This is a genomic window from Rhodococcus sp. DMU1, from assembly GCF_012272955.1.
Taxonomy (GTDB): Bacteria; Actinomycetota; Actinomycetes; order Mycobacteriales; family Mycobacteriaceae; genus Rhodococcus; species Rhodococcus aetherivorans.
Genome location: NZ_CP050952.1, coordinates 1,856,191 through 1,870,751, shown reverse-complemented (window position 1 = coordinate 1,870,751; position 14,561 = coordinate 1,856,191). Strand labels below are relative to the sequence as shown.

Genomic DNA, 14,561 nt, shown 5'->3' with positions numbered 1-14,561 from the left:
CGCACCCGCAGAAGGCCAGGGCTCAGACCGGGGATCCCGAAACCGCTCGGGAATGGTCGATTTCGTCCGGAACCGCGCGTTCCGCGGCACTCACCTCCGGGTCGTCGACGGGAGCGCCCGGACCGAAGTGCGAGAACTTCTCGATGTGCTGATCGAGTGCGAGCGGATTCGGGGTGCCGTAGGTGAAGTACGTCTCCCACGGCAGCTTCGCGCCGCCGACCGCGAGACCGGTGTCGATATCGGACATCTGCCAGGTCTTGGTCTCGGCGTCCGGATCCAGGTGCAGGTAACCGGCCTCGCCGAACAGTTCGATGCGGTTGCCACCCGGCTCGAACACGTAGAGGAACTGCCCCTGGGTGATCCCGTGCTTGTCGGGGCCGGCCTCGATCTGGATGTCGTAGTCGCGGAACATCTCGACCGCATCGGCAAGGTGCTGGCCGGTGCCGTAGTAGAACGCGAGGTGGTGGAGCTTGCCGCGGCCGCCGGTCATGTCCCGCATGCAGGCGACCTCGTGGCCGAGCAGGTTCGAGCTCATCCAGGCGCCGATCTCGACGTTGCCGTCCACGACGCGTTCGGTGGTGCGGAATCCGAGGTGCCGCTCGAACGAGTCCTTGAGCGGGGTGACATCCGAGGCCATCAGGTTGAGGTGGTCGATCCGCTTGACCGGAATCCCCGACAGCGGCTTCTTCGACGGCCGCGAGAGGATCTTGCTCTGCAGTTCCTGCGGGGCGACGTACTTCTCCACCTCCCACAGCAGCTGCAGGTTGTGACCGTCCGGGGACTGGAATTCGAAGGTCTTGCCGTAGCCGAACTGGTCCTCGCTCCACGTACCCTCGACGTTGCCCTGCTTCAGCGACGCCACGCGGCGCTCGAGCGCCTCCGGCGAACTGGCGCGCAGCGCGGCGTGGCCCATGCCGGCTTCCGGCGCCTCGGTGACCTTCAGGCTCCACTGGTACGGGTCTTCGTACCCACGCAGGTAGACGGACTGCCCCTCCCGATGCGTGACGTACATGCCGAGAAACTTCGTGAAGAAGTCGAGGGTTTCCTGCGGCCTGGGGGTGAACAGTTCGGCACGGGCGAGGTGCGCGATGTCGAAACGGGCAGTGGGGTCGGTCATGGCTACTCCTGATCTCCGCTGGCCGGGCTTGCTGCTCCGGTTGTGGTGGATGTCACGAGCTTGCGGGGGTGCCGGCGCTTCCGTCAGCGCTGTTCGGGATAGCCGAACACCGATCGGATCACGGCCGGGCGTGTCCGGTACCGCCGGATCACCCGCCGTCTACCAGGGGATCGCCCCTAGCGTCGGCAGCATCACCCCGACACTGGAGGGAAGGCCCACAGATGAGTCGTTTGAAAGCCGCGATCGTCGGATCCGGGAACATCGGGACGGACCTGATGTACAAGCTGTTGCGGTCCGAGCATGTCGAGCCGGTGTACATGGTCGGCATCGATCCGGCCAGCGAGGGACTCGAGCGGGCCCGGCGGGAGGGCCTCGAGGCGTCCGCGGAGGGGCTCGAGTGGCTCCTGGCCCGGCCCGAGCTGCCGGACGTGGTGTTCGAGGCCACCTCGGCGAGGGTGCACGCCGCGGCCGCACCCCGGTACGCCGCGGCCGGCATCACCGCGATCGACCTGACGCCCGCCTCGGTGGGCCCGTACGTCGTGCCCGCGGTCAATCTCACCGAACACCTCGACGCACCGAACGTGAACATGGTCAGCTGTGCCGGTCAGGCCACGATCCCGATCCTGTACGCGATCAACCAGGCCGCGGACGCCTACTACGGGGAGATCGTCGCCGCGATCGCCTCGCACAGCGCCGGCCCGGGCACCCGCCAGAACCTCAGCGAATTCAGCGAGAAGACCGGCCGGGCACTCGCGCAGGTCGCCGGCGCGGACCGCGCCAAGGCGATCTCGGTGATCAACCCGGCCGAGCCGCCGATGAACATGCGCGACACCGTCTACGCCAAGGTCCGCCACCCCGACCCGGACGCGATCGAACGCGCCGTGGTCGAGATGGTCGCCAAGGTGCAGCAGTACGTCCCCGGCTACACGTTGCGTCTGGTCGATGTGGACGGCGACCTGGTCACGGTCATGCTCGAGGTCGTCGGCGCCGGCGACTTCCTGCCCACCTACGCCGGAAATCTCGACATTATCACCGCCGCCGCCGTGCAGGTCGCCGACGTCATGGCGCAGCGCAGCCTCGTCCAGGGAGCAGCCCAGTGAGCACCACCGACACCACCCACACCCCCGGCACCCCCGGCGGGCGCCGCAAGGTCACCCTCGTCGACACCACCCTGCGCGACGGCATGTCGTCGGTCTCGCACCGGTTCACCCCCGGCAACGTCGCCGACATCGCCCGCGGCCTCGACCGGGCCGGGATCCCCACCATCGAGGTGGCCCACGGCATCGGCCTCGGTGCCTCCTCGATCCAGTACGGCTTCGCCGCCGCCACCGACCCCGAGTACGTGCGTGCCGCCGTCGACGCCGTCGACGATGCGGACATCGCGGTGCTGTACGTCCCGGGCATCGCCACCCTCGCCGAACTGCAGGGCGCGATCGACGCCGGCATCAAGACCGTGCGCGTCGCGGTGCACTGCACCGAGGCCGACTGCGCCCAGCAGCCCGTCGAGTGGGCCAAGGACAAGGGCCTGAACGTGATGACGTTCCTGATGATGAGCCACAAGCTCGAGCCCGAACCGCTCGCCGAGCAGGCCGCCAAGCTCGACTCCTACGGCGCCGACGTCGTCTACGTCGTCGACTCCGCCGGCGCGATGGTGCCCCGGCACGCCGGCGACCGCGTCGCGGCCCTGCGGCAGGCGATCTCCGCCGACATCGGTTTCCACGCTCACAACAATCTCGGGGTCGGCATCGCCAACGCGCTCACCGCGGCCGAGCATGGGGCGACGTTCATCGACGGGTCGCTGCGCGGGCTCGGCGCCAGCGCCGGCAACGCCCAGACCGAGGTGCTCGCCGCCGCGTTCGAGCGGGCCGGCTGGGACACCGGGGTCGAGCTGTTCCCGCTGATCGACACCGCCGAGCACGTCGTCGCCCCGCTGATGACCGAACCGCAGATCGTCGACGAGACCGCCCTGATCCTCGGCTACGCCGGGGTGTACTCGACGTTCTTCCACCCGACCAAGCGGGCCGCGAAGAAGTTCGGCCTCTCCACCCGCGAGATCCTGCTCGAGCTCGGCCGCCGCGGCGTCATCGGCGGGCAGGAGGACATGATCGTCGATGTCGCCTCCGAACTGGCCGGCCGCACCTACGAACTGCCGGCCCGAGCCGGCGTCTGACCCGGGGAGACTGCCATGACACAGACCCAGAACACGCCGTCGGTGACGCAGGTCCGGCACCTGATCGGCGGCGAATGGAAGCCGGCGTCGGACGGGGCCACCTTCGAGTCCCGCGACCCCCACGACGGGGCGCTGCTCGGGGTCGTGCCCGCGGGCACCGCCGAGGACGGTGCCGCGGCGATCACCGCCGCCCGCACCGCCTTCGACGACGGCCCCTGGCCGCTGCTGTCCCCGAAGGAGCGCGCGAAGATCCTGCACGCGGTCGCCGACACGGTCGACGCCCACCGCGAGGAACTCGCCCTGCTCGAGACCCGCGACGGCGGCAAGAGCATCAACCAGTCGCTGCACGCCGAAATCCCCCGCGTGGCCCACAATCTGCGGTTCTTCGCCGACTACGTCGCGATGGCCGCCAACGAGGCCTACCCCGACGGGGACCTGCTGTCCTACGTGCTCTACCCGCCGGCCGGTGTGGTCTCGGCGATCAGCCCGTGGAACGCACCCCTGATGCTGGCCACCTGGAAGATCGCCCCCGCGTTGGCCTTCGGTAACACCGCGGTGCTCAAGCCGGCGCCGCAGACCCCGCTGACCGCGCACCGCTTCGCCGAACTCGCCCTCGAGGCCGGACTGCCCGAGGGCGTGCTCAACGTCGTGCACGGGTTCGGCGGTGAGGCCGTCGCCGGGCCGCTGACCTCGGATCCGCGGGTGGATCGGATCACCTTCACCGGCTCGAGCGCGACGGGCGTGAAGATCCTGCAGGCCGCGGCAGTCAACCACACCCCGGTCTCGGCGGAGATGGGCGGCAAGTCCGCGAACATCGTCTTCGCCGACGCCGACCTCGACGTCGCCGTGCCGATGGCGATCCGCGCGATCTTCGGCGGCAACGGACAGGTGTGCCTGGCCGGGTCCCGGCTGCTGGTGCACAACAGCATCATGGACGAGTTCCTGGCCCGGTTCACCGAGCAGGCGAACACGCTCACCGTCGGCGACCCGAAGGACCCGTCGAACTTCCTGGGCCCGCTCATCGAGCAACGCCACCTCGACAAGGTGCACGGCTACGTCGAACTCGCCCAGGAGGAAGGCGGCAAGGTCGTCACCGGCGGCGCCCGCCTCACCGACGAGGCCCGCGCCGGCGGCTTCTACTACCCGCCCACCGTGATCACCGGGCTGACCAACGACTCCCGCACCGCACGCGAGGAGATCTTCGGCCCGGTCGAGACCGTCCTCGGCTTCGACACCGAACAGGAGGCCCTGCGCATCGCCAACGACTCCCCCTACGGCCTGGCCGGGATGCTGTTCACCCAGAACCTGGACCGGGCCCACCGGATGGCCGCCCGCTGGAAGGCCGGCACCGTGTGGATCAACACGTTCTTCGAACGCGACCTGCGCCTGCCGTTCGGCGGCGAAGGCGCCAGCGGCCTCGGCCGCGAAGGCGGCCAGTACTCGCGCGAATTCTTCACCGAACCCCGCGCGGTCACCCTCCGATTGCGCGGCTGAAACGGCCGGAGAATCGGATTCGCTCCGCAGACCGGAATCCGCCCACGGCATCTTGCGTGGGCGGATTTCTGTTCGGCGCGTCGATCGCGGCCGAACGACCAATCGCCCGTCCCGCTACTGCGCGGATCGTCCGGGCGTTCCACAACGGCAAGAGGGAGCACAGGTATGACTTCGTCCTCAGTGTGTGTCGTCGTCGGCGCGACCGGTGCGATGGGCACCGAGTTCACCCGTCGCCTGGCCCGTCGCGGCCTTCGCGTGATCGCCGTCGCCCGCAACGCCGACGACCTCGACAAGCTGGCGGCCTCGGACGACCTGATCGTCCCGTGCGTCGCCGACATCGCCGACGACAGCGCGATCGAGGCGATCGCCGCCCACGTCGACGCACCGGTGCGGATGGCCGTGTTCGCGGCCGGACTTCCGGTGCGCGGCTCGGCCGACACCATCGCGCCGGGAGACTTCGCGGTCGGCGCGAACATCAAGGTCGGCGGGCTGGTGCGGCTGCTGCACGCCGTCCGCGACCACCTGGTGCCGGGTTCGCGTTTCGTGACGATCGCCGGGTCGCTCGGGCTCGAACCCGGCCCGCTCGACGCCGGGCCGGGGACGGTGAACGCCGCGGTCTTCAACCTCATGCGCCAGCTCAGCGCGCTGTACGGCCCGAAGGGCGTCACCACCCACACCATCGCGCCGGGGCCTGTCGACACGCCACGGCTGCGGAAGTTCGTCGAGACCGAAGCCGCCGAGACCGGCCGCGACCCCGGCGAGATCTGGAACCGCTACCGCGCCAAGACCACGCTCGGCCGGCTACCGACCCTCGACGAGATCGGCTGGACTCTGGAGATGCTGCTCGCCCCCGAGGCCGCCGTGCTGCACGGAAGCGTCCTCACCGTCGACGGCGGGACCCGGCACGGAGTCCAATAGTCACGGAGTCCAATAGTCACGGCGTCCACTAGATCTGTACCCCAAAACGTCACAAAGGAGCGGCCATGCCCGTTGCACACTTCCATCTCGTCGACGGCGCCTACACTGCCGAGCAACGACGTCGGCTGCTCGCCGACGCGAGCCGCTGCTACGCGGAGGTCCTCGACTCCCCGATCGAGCGAGTGCGGGCGTTCGTCGTCCGGTACGACCCGGACGACGCCGCGACGGCCGGGACGGTGATCGCCGACGGCGGCACCCCGGCCCCCTACTTCACCGCGATCGTCCTCGCCGGACGCCCGATCGAGCAGCGCCAGGAGTTGGCGGCGCGATTCACCGATCTGATCGTCGAGATCCTTGGGGCGCAGCGGGATCTGGTGCGCGGACAGATCGTCGAAGTCGATCCGGTGAACTGGTCCATCGCAGGCAACCCGGCCGCTGCCACGCGCGCCGGCGAGATCACGGCGCGCGCGGCGGCCGCACAGCCGGCGCGGTGATCAGCGGGGCACGAGCGAATGTGCCGTTACGTCGATCTATCCGACACAACGGCACATTCGCTCGGGGGTTCGAGAGGCGGGGTGACCGCGACGCCCGCCGCGGCCACCCCGCCCTGCTCGATCAGAACCCCCAGGGTTCGTCCCTGCCCTGCAACTCGAGCGACCGGAAGGTGCCGGTGTAGAACACCAGCGGGTGCCCGTCGTCGTACCAGAGCCGCTCCACCCGGCCCACGTGCAAGGTGTGGTCACCCGCGGGATGCGAATCGACCACGGTGCACGCGAGATGAACCAGTGCACCTTCGAGGAGAGGCACGCCCTTGCGCCACACGAACCGGACCAGATCCGGCTGGTTCGCCGCGCCGGCGAAGTGCAGGGACAACGGTTCCTGGTCCCCGGCGAGGATCGAAACGCCGTACCGCCCCGCCTCGCGGATCCGCTCGTTCATCTTGGCGCGGTTGGCGATCGATACGAGCACGAGCGGCGGATCGAGCGACACGGAGGTGAACGCGTTGGCGGTCATTCCGTGCACCGAGGCCTCGTCCTCGGACTCGGCGGTGGTGACGATGGTGACGCCGCTGGCGAACCGGCCGAGGGCCTTACGCATGTGCAGAGGCGTGACGTCGAGATCGGATCCCCGGGCGGTGTCGGTCATGACCGTGCTCCTCATCGCTGCGCCCCGTTCAGCTACGGACGATCTTCAGATCGTCGTTGTTGATCAGATCCGGGCGCGTCCAGCCGTCGATGTCGTATTCGGACATGCACTGCTCGGCGAAGCCCTTGAGCTGGTTGTCCAGGCCCTGAGCCTGGTAGGCGAACAGCGTCTGGAAGCGCACGGCCTCGTGGTCGCCGCCGTAGTTGCGCTCGTACAGCTCGTGCCTGCCGCCGAACTCGGTACCGACGGCATCCCAGAGCAGCTTGAGCAGCTTGACACGATCGATGGCCACGATGCCGTTCGACCCGCGAACGTACTGGTCGAGGTACGGCCGGATCTCGGGGTTACCCCAGTCGCTCGCATGCGAATTCAGGTAGATCAGGCCGCTGCCGAGGGTCTGCTGGATGATCTCCTTGATCCGCGGGTAGCCGACGCCCATGAAGGTGCGGTAGGCGAGACCGTAGTTGAGGTTCGGTTGCACGGCCCCGTTGACCCACGGATCGGGCGTCTTCGCCATCGCGTCGGACAGTCCCCAGAACATGTCACGCCAGTTGAGGATCTCGCCGATCTGCATCTGCACGCCGCGGAATCCGGCCGAGCCGGTCATCTCCACCGCCTTCATCACACAGCCGGCGATGAAGTCCAGCTTCACGGCGAGACGAGCGCAACCGTGGAACATGAAGCGAGACATGAAGCCCGACTTCATCACGAACCCGTTGGTCGTCTCGGTGTCGTAGGCGAAGACGTTCTCCCACGGCACCAGCACCCGGTCGAACACCATGATGGCGTCGTTCTCGTCGAATCGGCTCGAGAGCGGGTAGTCGAACGGCGTACCCATGACGGCGGCGTTCATCTCGTAGGACGTACGGCAGAACAGCTTCAGGCCCGGCGAATCCATCGGGACGGTGAAGATCAGGCCGAACTCCTTCTTGCGGAGCGGCAGGCCGTAGTGCGCGATGAAGTTGGCGTTGGTGATCGCCGACCCGGTCGCCACCACCTTGGCGCCGGACACGATCAGGCCCGCGTCGGTTTCCTCCACCACGTGCACGCAGATGTCGGCGGTCTCGTCGGCGGGCTTGTCGCGGTCGATCGGGGGGTTCACGATCGCGTGGTTCATGTAGATCACGCGTTCCTGTGCTTCCTTGTACCACCGCTTCGCGTTGTCCTGGTACTCCCCGTAGAACTCCGCGTTGGCTCCGAGGGTGCCGAGGAACGACGCCTTGTAGTCGGGCGAGCGGCCCAGCCAGCCGTACACCTCGCGCTGCCAGGTGGCGATCGCATCACGAGCGAGGAGCAGATCGTCGGCACTGTGCGCCGTCTTGAAGAACGGATGGGTGAATCCTCCGTTACCGGTGTCGGTCGGCACCGACAGGATGCCCTTCGCTTCCGGCTTGTGCATCGCGTCGTACATCCGGGCCACCGACCGGACCGAATTGCGGAAGGCCGGATGTGTGGTGACATCGTCGACCCGCTCGCCACGGAAGTACACCTCACGACCGTCGCGGAGCGACTCGATGTACTCGTCGCCGGTCATGGGCCGGACGGTGTTGGGCGCTCCGACGGCGTCGCCCAGGATCGATGTGGTCGTCATGGTCTTCACTCCTGGTCTCGGGGGTGTGGTGCAGGAATCGGCTCGGGTGGGGAACGGCACGACGGGCGTCGACCCGGCCCGGCCGTATCCGCCGACTTCGGAGGATCCCGGCACCGATCACGCTGGCGCGCTTCGGTAACCGTCCTCGGTGGTCGCGCGGGGCCGGGGGTTGGGATATCGTTCCGGGCGCCACGTTCCTGTGATCTGTAACACTAGAAGGCGGAGGTGTGGTGGAACATGGCTGAGCGCGAACAAACGGGTGACTCTGCGCGCAACGGAGCGGCCCCCGGCATCGTTTCCCTGCGGACGCAGGAGCTGGACACGAGCGAGGGGCACACCCGATGGGCGAGCACGCTGGGGCAGCTGTACTGCGAGATGGACGTCGCGTGGCCGAACCCACGACGTCACTTCGACGCGGAATGGGGCGGCCGGCCGTTCGGCGATCTGCACGTCAGCACGATCCGGGCCGACGCCCACACGGTGGTCCGCTCGCCCGCGATGGTCGACTCCGACTCCGGTGCAGGCTATCTCGTGTGCATCGTGACCGAGGGCCACGTCGAGGTGCAGCAGTCGGGCCGGACCACGACGGTCGAGCGAGGGTCGTTCGCATTGCTCGACTGCGCCACCCCGTTCGTCTTCCACTCCCCCGCACCGTTCCGGCAGATCGTCGTGCGGTCTCCTCGTGAGCTGCTCACCTCGCGCCTGCCGGGGCGGATCGTCGAACACGGCACGGCCCGCACGATCTGCGGCGAGACCGGGCCGGGCGGACTGGTCGGTCGCTTCTTCGTCGACATCGCGTCGATGAATGCCCCCATCTCGCGGGGGGCCGCCGTGTCGTTCGCCTCCTCGGCCGTCGACATGCTGGTCACCGCCCTCACCGAAGGCACTGTCGCGACCGGTGCCGCCCAATTGCACCGCACGGAAGATCTCACCCGCGTCCAGCGGGTCATCGAACAGAAGCTGCACGATCCCGAGCTCACGCTTCCGGACGTCGCCGCCGACGCCGGGATGTCGTTGCGCAACGTCCAGAAGCTCTTCAGCGCAGCGGGCACCACTCCGCGCGCATGGCTGTATCAGGCACGGCTCGAGCGCGCGCGGAAGTACCTGCTGACGACCGAGATGTCCGTCGCCGAGGTCAGCGAATGCGCGGGCTTCCGGGACGTCTCCCACTTCAGCAGGACGTTCCGCGCCGCCTTCGGCGCGAGCCCCGGCCAGTATCGGAAGGAACGCGCCGGCCGCGAACCGGGGCACCGACACTGAACGACGACCGGCCGGGTGCTCGGGGTGAACCCGAACACCCGGCCGCGGAACCGGTCACACCGGCGACATCACCGGCGGCGCGCTGCCGACGGTGAACTCCTCCTTGAAGATCAACCGGGGCGCCATGCGACGCCGTTTGAGCGCCTTGACCGCCGCGGTGACCATGGCGGGTGGCCCGCACAGGTATGCGCTGCGCCCCTTGCAACTGGCGAAGTCGTCGAGCACGGCGTCGGTGACCACGCCGGTGGCACCGTCCCACTGCTCCTCGCTGAGTACAGGGTGGTAGCGGAATCGGGGATCGGCGGCCTCGAGAGCCCGGAAGAAGTCCACGTCGTACAGATCCGCCTGCCCGCGCCCTCCGTGGTACAGGTCGATGCTCGGGACAAGATCGTTGGAGAGTGCATGGCGCACAATCGACTTCAAGGGGGCAAGCCCCGTTCCGCCGCCGACCAGAATGGCCGGTTCTTCCTGGGGACGAACCAGGGCGAACTGCCCCAGCGGCCCGCGCAGCCCGATCCGGTCTCCCGGCCGAAGCGAGCCGAAGATCCACCCCTCCGTCGCGAGCCCTCCATCGACCCGCTTGATGTGGAACTCGAGCCGGCGCGACTCGGAGGGCGGATTGGCCATCGAGTACTGACGCGCCACAACGGAACCCGGCACGATCAGCTCGGCGTACTGACCGGCGGAGAACTCCATCGGCTCGTCCAGCTCCACGACGAGCCGGCGGGTGCACCGTGCGATGTCGGCCAGCTCGAGCACGGTGCCGGCGTGGTCGCGCAAGGGATGCCTCGGCCCGTCCGGGGGCACGTCGTTCAACGGCGCGACGGTCAGATCGGTGCGAGGTGTCGCCTGACAGGCGAGTGTGAGCCCGGACGCGCGCTCCGCCTCGCTCAGGATGGTCTCGTCGGGCCGGCCGTGGTCCACCTCGCCGCACAGCACCCTGATCTTGCAGGTCCCGCAGGTGCCCTGCGAGCACGCGTGCGGCAACCAGCGGTTCGCCCGCAGTGCGGACTCGAGTACCGAACGGTCGGGCGCGCCGGGAAAGGCCCCGTCCTGCCCGGAAACGGTCACCGAGTGGCTCACGACTACACCTCCCATCGGACGTGCAGGCCCTGCGGGCCGCGGAAGGTCCAGCCCCAGAAGCTCGGGGTGCGGTCGGGGTCGGGTTCGATGTTCGGGATCGTCTCGAACAACTCCTCGAGGGCGATCCGGACGATCGCGGTCCCGAGGTAGGTGCCGGCACAGGCGTGCTTGCCGGCGCCGAAGGCGAGGTGCGGCATGACCGGCCGGTCCACGTCGTAGGCGTCCGGGTTCGCCCACACCGTCTCGTCGCGGTTGGCCGAGCCGTACGCGAGTATGACCGGCGTACCCGCGGGCAGGTCGACGCCGCCGACGGTGACCTCCCGGTTCGCGACCTTGACGGCGGCGCTCCAGATCGGCGCTACCCAGCGCGCGCCCTCGTTGACCGCCCGCGGGAGGAGATCCGGATCGTCGACGACGCGCTCGAGCTGGTCGGGATGCTGCAGCAGGCCCGCCAGTGTCGTCGTCATGACGTGACCGGGCTCCTGCAGCGCACCGAGCAGGAAGACGTAGATGTTCGGGTAGATTTCCGACCGCTCCCGCACCTGCCCCTCCGGCATTCCGTCGTGCAACCAGTGCGAGATCAACGTGTGGTCGGGATTGCGGGTCCAGTGGTCGAGCAACGGATCGACGGTGGCGACGATCTCCTCCTTGATCCGGTCTCCGGCCTCGAAGGGCTCGGCATGGGCGAACTCGCCGTTCTCGTCGACCTCGGCGTTGCCGTACGACAGCGCGAGCGTCTGGAACCACCGCACGAGCGTCTCCGAGGGGACGTTCCGCAGACCCATCAGGTCACCGACCGCACGGACGCTGACCGGAGCGAAATAGGCCTCCTGGATGTCCACGGCCCCGAGTTCCTCGATCCGTTCGAGGATGCTCCGCGCCTGCGGCCGGACCAGCGCTTCCACGTAGGAGTCGACCGCGGCGGGCCGGAGTTGCGGATCGATCCATTCGCGCAGCTTGCGGTGCCGCTCGCCGTTGGAGTCGAGCACGGTTCCGGTCCCGAACGTCCGCCCGCCCGAGGGGGCGATCACCGTGGACCACGTCTCGGAGTCCTGGGTGATCTGCAGGCACAGCTCCCTCGTGGCCACCACGTGCATCCCGATCGCCGGGACGTAGGCGACCGGCGCCTCCCGGCGCAGCCGCTCGTAGATCGGATTCGGGTCGCGGTCGAGTTCCTCCATGGTGATCTCGTCGATCCAGGTATGGGTGGTGGTCATGATGTCGCTCTCCTGTCGTGGGCTCATCGGAGATGACGGCCGGGGTCGCGCAGACGGGGTGTCCCGCGGTATCGTCCGCCCGCCGAGTTCCTGTGATCTGGAACACTAGAAGGCGGAGGTGAGCGGGAACATGACCGACAGTGCACCGAAGGATGACTCCCCGTGCACCGCGGCGTCCGGCCGGAGATTGGCGCTGAGCACGCGCGAACTGGAGTCCACCGAAGGTCGTGCCCGGTGGACGGACACGCTCGAGACGACCTACTGCGAGATGGACGTCGACTGGCCGCAGACGCACGACCGTTTCGCGGCGGATCTGGTCGCGCGCCCGCTCGGGGAGATGACCGTCAGTGTGGTGCATGCCGATCCGCACGCGGTGGTGCGGACACCGTCGATGATCACCTCGGATCCGAACGACGACTACCTGCTGTGCTTGATCACGCGCGGTTCCGCGATCCTGACGCAGGGGACCCGGTCGGCGACCCTCACCGACGGCGCCTTCGGCATCGTCGACTCGTCGGCACCGTTCGTCGTCGACGCCACAACCGAATTCGAGCAGATCGTGCTGCGCACGCCGCGTGAGCAGCTGACCTCCCGCCTTCCCGTCGAGCTCATGAACAGCGTGACAGGCCAGGGCATTTCCGGGCAGTCCGGAATCGGCAGGTTCGTGTCCCGGTTCCTCGTCGAGGTCGCCACCGCCGATACCCCCTTGTCGCAGGGCTCTTCGGCAACCGTTGCGGCCGCGGCGCTGGATCTGCTCGTGAGCGCGATCGGTGAACAATCGCCCCCGTTGAGCGCCACGAAGCGGATCCACGCGGACGACCTTCGCAAGGTGCAGAGCACCATGGTCCGGTATCTCCGAGACCCCGACCACACGCTCGCCGATGTCGGCGTGGAACTCGGAATGTCCGTGCGGTACATCCACAAGTTGTTCAGCACGGCGGGAACCACCCCCCGTACCTGGCTGTACCAGGTACGCCTCGGACGCGCGCGTGCCCTGCTGTCGGAAACCGACCTCACGGTCACCGAGATCAGCGGCCTGGTCGGCTTCCGGGACGTGTCCCACTTCAGCCGTGCCTTCCGTCGGCAGTTCGGCTCCAGCCCCGCGCATTTCCGGCTCGGTCGAGCCGTACGATAGTCGCCGGGACGGGCGGACCGCGTGCACCGCGCGTCCGCAGTCCCGCGAGAACCGTTCGTCCCGTTTCCTCGCCGGAGATCGACGACCGTCCCGCGCTCCGAATGATGTGCGGAGAATGTTCCGTTATCCGGTGTGATCGCGTCCGAAGATCTGTCGTGCGAGGACCCATCGCTGGATCTCGTTGGCGCCCTCGTAGATCTCACCGATCTTGCTGTCCCGGTATATCGCCTCGACCGGTCCTTCGGTGTCGTCGGCTCCGAGGGACTGCACGAATCCGAGTCCGCCGAACGCCTGCACGGCATCCCGGGCGATGCGCGCCGCCAGGTCGGTGCCGCGCAGCTTCGCCATCGCCGCTTCGGGCTCGGGAAAATGCTCCCCGGCGTCGAGCCGAAGAGCCGCTTTCAGGTACAGGCTGCGGGCGGCCTCGAGATCCGCCGCGTAGTCGGCCATCACGAACTGCCAGTGCTGTTTGGAAGCCAGCGAACCACCGAACGCGTGCCGCGACTTCAGATGCGCGACGGTGCGGTCGAAGGCGGCCTGCGCCATGCCGACGCCGGCGGCGCCGATTCCGATGCGGCCGTACGTGAGTGTCCGGAGCGCGACGCGCAGGCCGCCGCCGACCCGCCCGAGCACCGCTTCCGGTCCGAGCCGAACACGGTCGAGGATCACGTCGGCCGTGATCTGCCCGCGGTTGCCGAGTTTGCGGTCGGGTGTGCCGACGGTGACGCCCGGTGCGCTGGTGGGAACGATGAAGGTGGTGAGGCTGTCGCCGGTCCGGGCGAGCACGACGACGACGCCGGCGACGACCGAATTGGTGATCCACCGCTTGCGGCCGGTGAGTACCCACCCGTCGCCGTCCGGGCTCGCGACGGTCTGCACCGCCTCGGGAGAGAGATCGCTCGACGCACCGGGCTCACTCGTCGCGAACGACCCCACGATCTCCCCGTCGACGACGGGACGCAGCCATCGGTGCCGTTGCGCCTCGGTGCCCTGGTCCAGTGCCGTGCCGGCGAGGATGCAATGGACGTCGTAGATGGCGGCGACACTGTTGGAGTAGTACGCCAGTTCCTCGACGGCCACCGCGGTGGCCGTGGCGCGATGCGTGAGTCCGTCGCCACCGACGTCCGCGGTGAAGGGAATGCGGAACAGACCGTTCGAGGCCATGGCCTCGAACGCGTCCCGCGGGAACCCGTCGAGGCGCTCGTCCCCGCCGGCGATCCGGCCGGCGATCGGCGCGACGGCCCGGGTGGCGAAGTCCCGGACGCGGTCGCGCACCTGTCGCACCTCCGGTGGCGACAGCAGGTCGTGGTACATCCGGTCCGCCACCCGTTCGCAGCCGGGCTCGGGCTCGGCAACCAGGGTCAGGGCGCGCTGTCGGTTCGACGTCATCGGGTTCTCCGGGGGATGCAGGGGATGGTGTCTCCCTTGTG

13 protein-coding genes are annotated in these 14,561 nt (G+C 68.6%); 7 read left to right on the top strand and 6 right to left on the bottom strand.

What is annotated here, in order from left to right:
* Positions 1–22 precede the first annotated feature (22 nt).
* A complete protein-coding gene (locus HFP48_RS08865; RefSeq protein WP_006933903.1) occupies positions 23–1,117 on the bottom strand; it encodes a VOC family protein in 1,095 nt (364 codons plus the stop codon).
* 221 nt (positions 1,118–1,338) lie between these two features.
* Here HFP48_RS08865 and HFP48_RS08860 point away from each other — a divergent pair, with 221 nt between their 5' ends.
* From HFP48_RS08860 to HFP48_RS08840, 5 genes are all read left to right on the top strand, one after another.
* Entirely contained in the window at positions 1,339–2,217 is an 879-nt protein-coding gene (locus HFP48_RS08860) for an acetaldehyde dehydrogenase (acetylating) (protein WP_029542312.1), read from the top strand.
* Positions 2,214–3,287, top strand: a complete 1,074-nt coding sequence (dmpG, locus tag HFP48_RS08855; protein WP_006933900.1) for a 4-hydroxy-2-oxovalerate aldolase — start codon at positions 2,214–2,216, stop codon at positions 3,285–3,287. The genes HFP48_RS08860 and dmpG overlap by 4 nt, the downstream gene beginning before the upstream one ends.
* Positions 3,288–3,302: 15 nt before the next feature.
* Complete coding sequence (locus HFP48_RS08850) at positions 3,303–4,781, top strand: aldehyde dehydrogenase (RefSeq protein ID WP_006933898.1); 1,479 nt, start codon at positions 3,303–3,305, stop codon at positions 4,779–4,781.
* A gap of 165 nt (positions 4,782–4,946) precedes the next feature.
* Positions 4,947–5,699, top strand: a complete 753-nt coding sequence (locus HFP48_RS08845) for an SDR family oxidoreductase (RefSeq protein ID WP_006933896.1) — start codon at positions 4,947–4,949, stop codon at positions 5,697–5,699.
* Between the two features lie 65 nt (positions 5,700–5,764).
* Complete coding sequence (locus tag HFP48_RS08840; RefSeq protein ID WP_006933894.1) at positions 5,765–6,193, top strand: tautomerase family protein; 429 nt, start codon at positions 5,765–5,767, stop codon at positions 6,191–6,193.
* Positions 6,194–6,314: 121 nt separating this feature from the next.
* Here the strand turns inward: HFP48_RS08840 and nphA are convergent, their stop codons facing one another.
* Both nphA and HFP48_RS08830 read right to left on the bottom strand, forming a co-directional pair.
* Entirely contained in the window at positions 6,315–6,845 is a 531-nt protein-coding gene (gene nphA, locus HFP48_RS08835) for an NADH-dependent flavin reductase (protein ID WP_006933892.1), read from the bottom strand.
* Positions 6,846–6,873: 28 nt separating this feature from the next.
* Entirely contained in the window at positions 6,874–8,436 is a 1,563-nt protein-coding gene (locus HFP48_RS08830) for a 4-hydroxyphenylacetate 3-hydroxylase N-terminal domain-containing protein (protein ID WP_043799290.1), read from the bottom strand.
* A gap of 237 nt (positions 8,437–8,673) precedes the next feature.
* On the opposite strand from HFP48_RS08830, the gene HFP48_RS08825 reads away from it, so the two are divergent.
* Positions 8,674–9,696, top strand: coding sequence for an AraC family transcriptional regulator (locus HFP48_RS08825; protein ID WP_006933888.1), 1,023 nt, complete (start codon positions 8,674–8,676; stop codon positions 9,694–9,696).
* 54 nt (positions 9,697–9,750) lie between these two features.
* Here HFP48_RS08825 and HFP48_RS08820 read toward each other — a convergent pair whose 3' ends face one another.
* Together HFP48_RS08820 and HFP48_RS08815 are read right to left on the bottom strand one after the other, a co-directional pair.
* Positions 9,751–10,779: a 2Fe-2S iron-sulfur cluster-binding protein gene (locus HFP48_RS08820; RefSeq protein WP_006933887.1), complete on the bottom strand. Its 1,029-nt coding sequence runs from the start codon at positions 10,777–10,779 to the stop codon at positions 9,751–9,753.
* Positions 10,780–10,781: 2 nt separating this feature from the next.
* Positions 10,782–11,996, bottom strand: coding sequence for a cytochrome P450 (locus HFP48_RS08815; protein ID WP_029542310.1), 1,215 nt, complete (start codon positions 11,994–11,996; stop codon positions 10,782–10,784).
* 130 nt (positions 11,997–12,126) lie between these two features.
* On the opposite strand from HFP48_RS08815, the gene HFP48_RS08810 reads away from it, so the two are divergent.
* The gene (locus HFP48_RS08810; RefSeq protein ID WP_044475768.1) at positions 12,127–13,131 is read left to right on the top strand and encodes an AraC family transcriptional regulator; all 1,005 of its coding nucleotides are present in this window, start codon (positions 12,127–12,129) and stop codon (positions 13,129–13,131) included.
* Between the two features lie 123 nt (positions 13,132–13,254).
* On the opposite strand, the gene HFP48_RS08805 is transcribed toward HFP48_RS08810, so the two are convergent.
* On the bottom strand, positions 13,255–14,520 hold the full coding sequence (locus HFP48_RS08805) for an acyl-CoA dehydrogenase family protein (RefSeq protein WP_006933879.1): 1,266 nt from the start codon (positions 14,518–14,520) through the stop codon (positions 13,255–13,257).
* Between the last annotated feature and the right edge of the window lie 41 nt (positions 14,521–14,561).

Excerpts from the sequence above, each read along its gene's own strand:
- HFP48_RS08865 (WP_006933903.1), bottom strand. The coding sequence starts at position 1,117 with ATGACCGACCCCACTGCCCGTTTCGACATCGCGCACCTCGCCCGTGCC.
- HFP48_RS08860 (WP_029542312.1), top strand. The coding sequence starts at position 1,339 with ATGAGTCGTTTGAAAGCCGCGATCGTCGGATCCGGGAACATCGGGACG.
- HFP48_RS08850 (WP_006933898.1), top strand. The coding sequence starts at position 3,303 with ATGACACAGACCCAGAACACGCCGTCGGTGACGCAGGTCCGGCACCTG.
- HFP48_RS08845 (WP_006933896.1), top strand. The coding sequence starts at position 4,947 with ATGACTTCGTCCTCAGTGTGTGTCGTCGTCGGCGCGACCGGTGCGATG.
- HFP48_RS08840 (WP_006933894.1), top strand. The coding sequence starts at position 5,765 with ATGCCCGTTGCACACTTCCATCTCGTCGACGGCGCCTACACTGCCGAG.
- nphA (WP_006933892.1), bottom strand. The coding sequence starts at position 6,845 with ATGACCGACACCGCCCGGGGATCCGATCTCGACGTCACGCCTCTGCAC.
- HFP48_RS08830 (WP_043799290.1), bottom strand. The coding sequence starts at position 8,436 with ATGACGACCACATCGATCCTGGGCGACGCCGTCGGAGCGCCCAACACC.
- HFP48_RS08825 (WP_006933888.1), top strand. The coding sequence starts at position 8,674 with ATGGCTGAGCGCGAACAAACGGGTGACTCTGCGCGCAACGGAGCGGCC.
- HFP48_RS08815 (WP_029542310.1), bottom strand. The coding sequence starts at position 11,996 with ATGACCACCACCCATACCTGGATCGACGAGATCACCATGGAGGAACTC.
- HFP48_RS08810 (WP_044475768.1), top strand. The coding sequence starts at position 12,127 with ATGACCGACAGTGCACCGAAGGATGACTCCCCGTGCACCGCGGCGTCC.
- HFP48_RS08805 (WP_006933879.1), bottom strand. The coding sequence starts at position 14,520 with ATGACGTCGAACCGACAGCGCGCCCTGACCCTGGTTGCCGAGCCCGAG.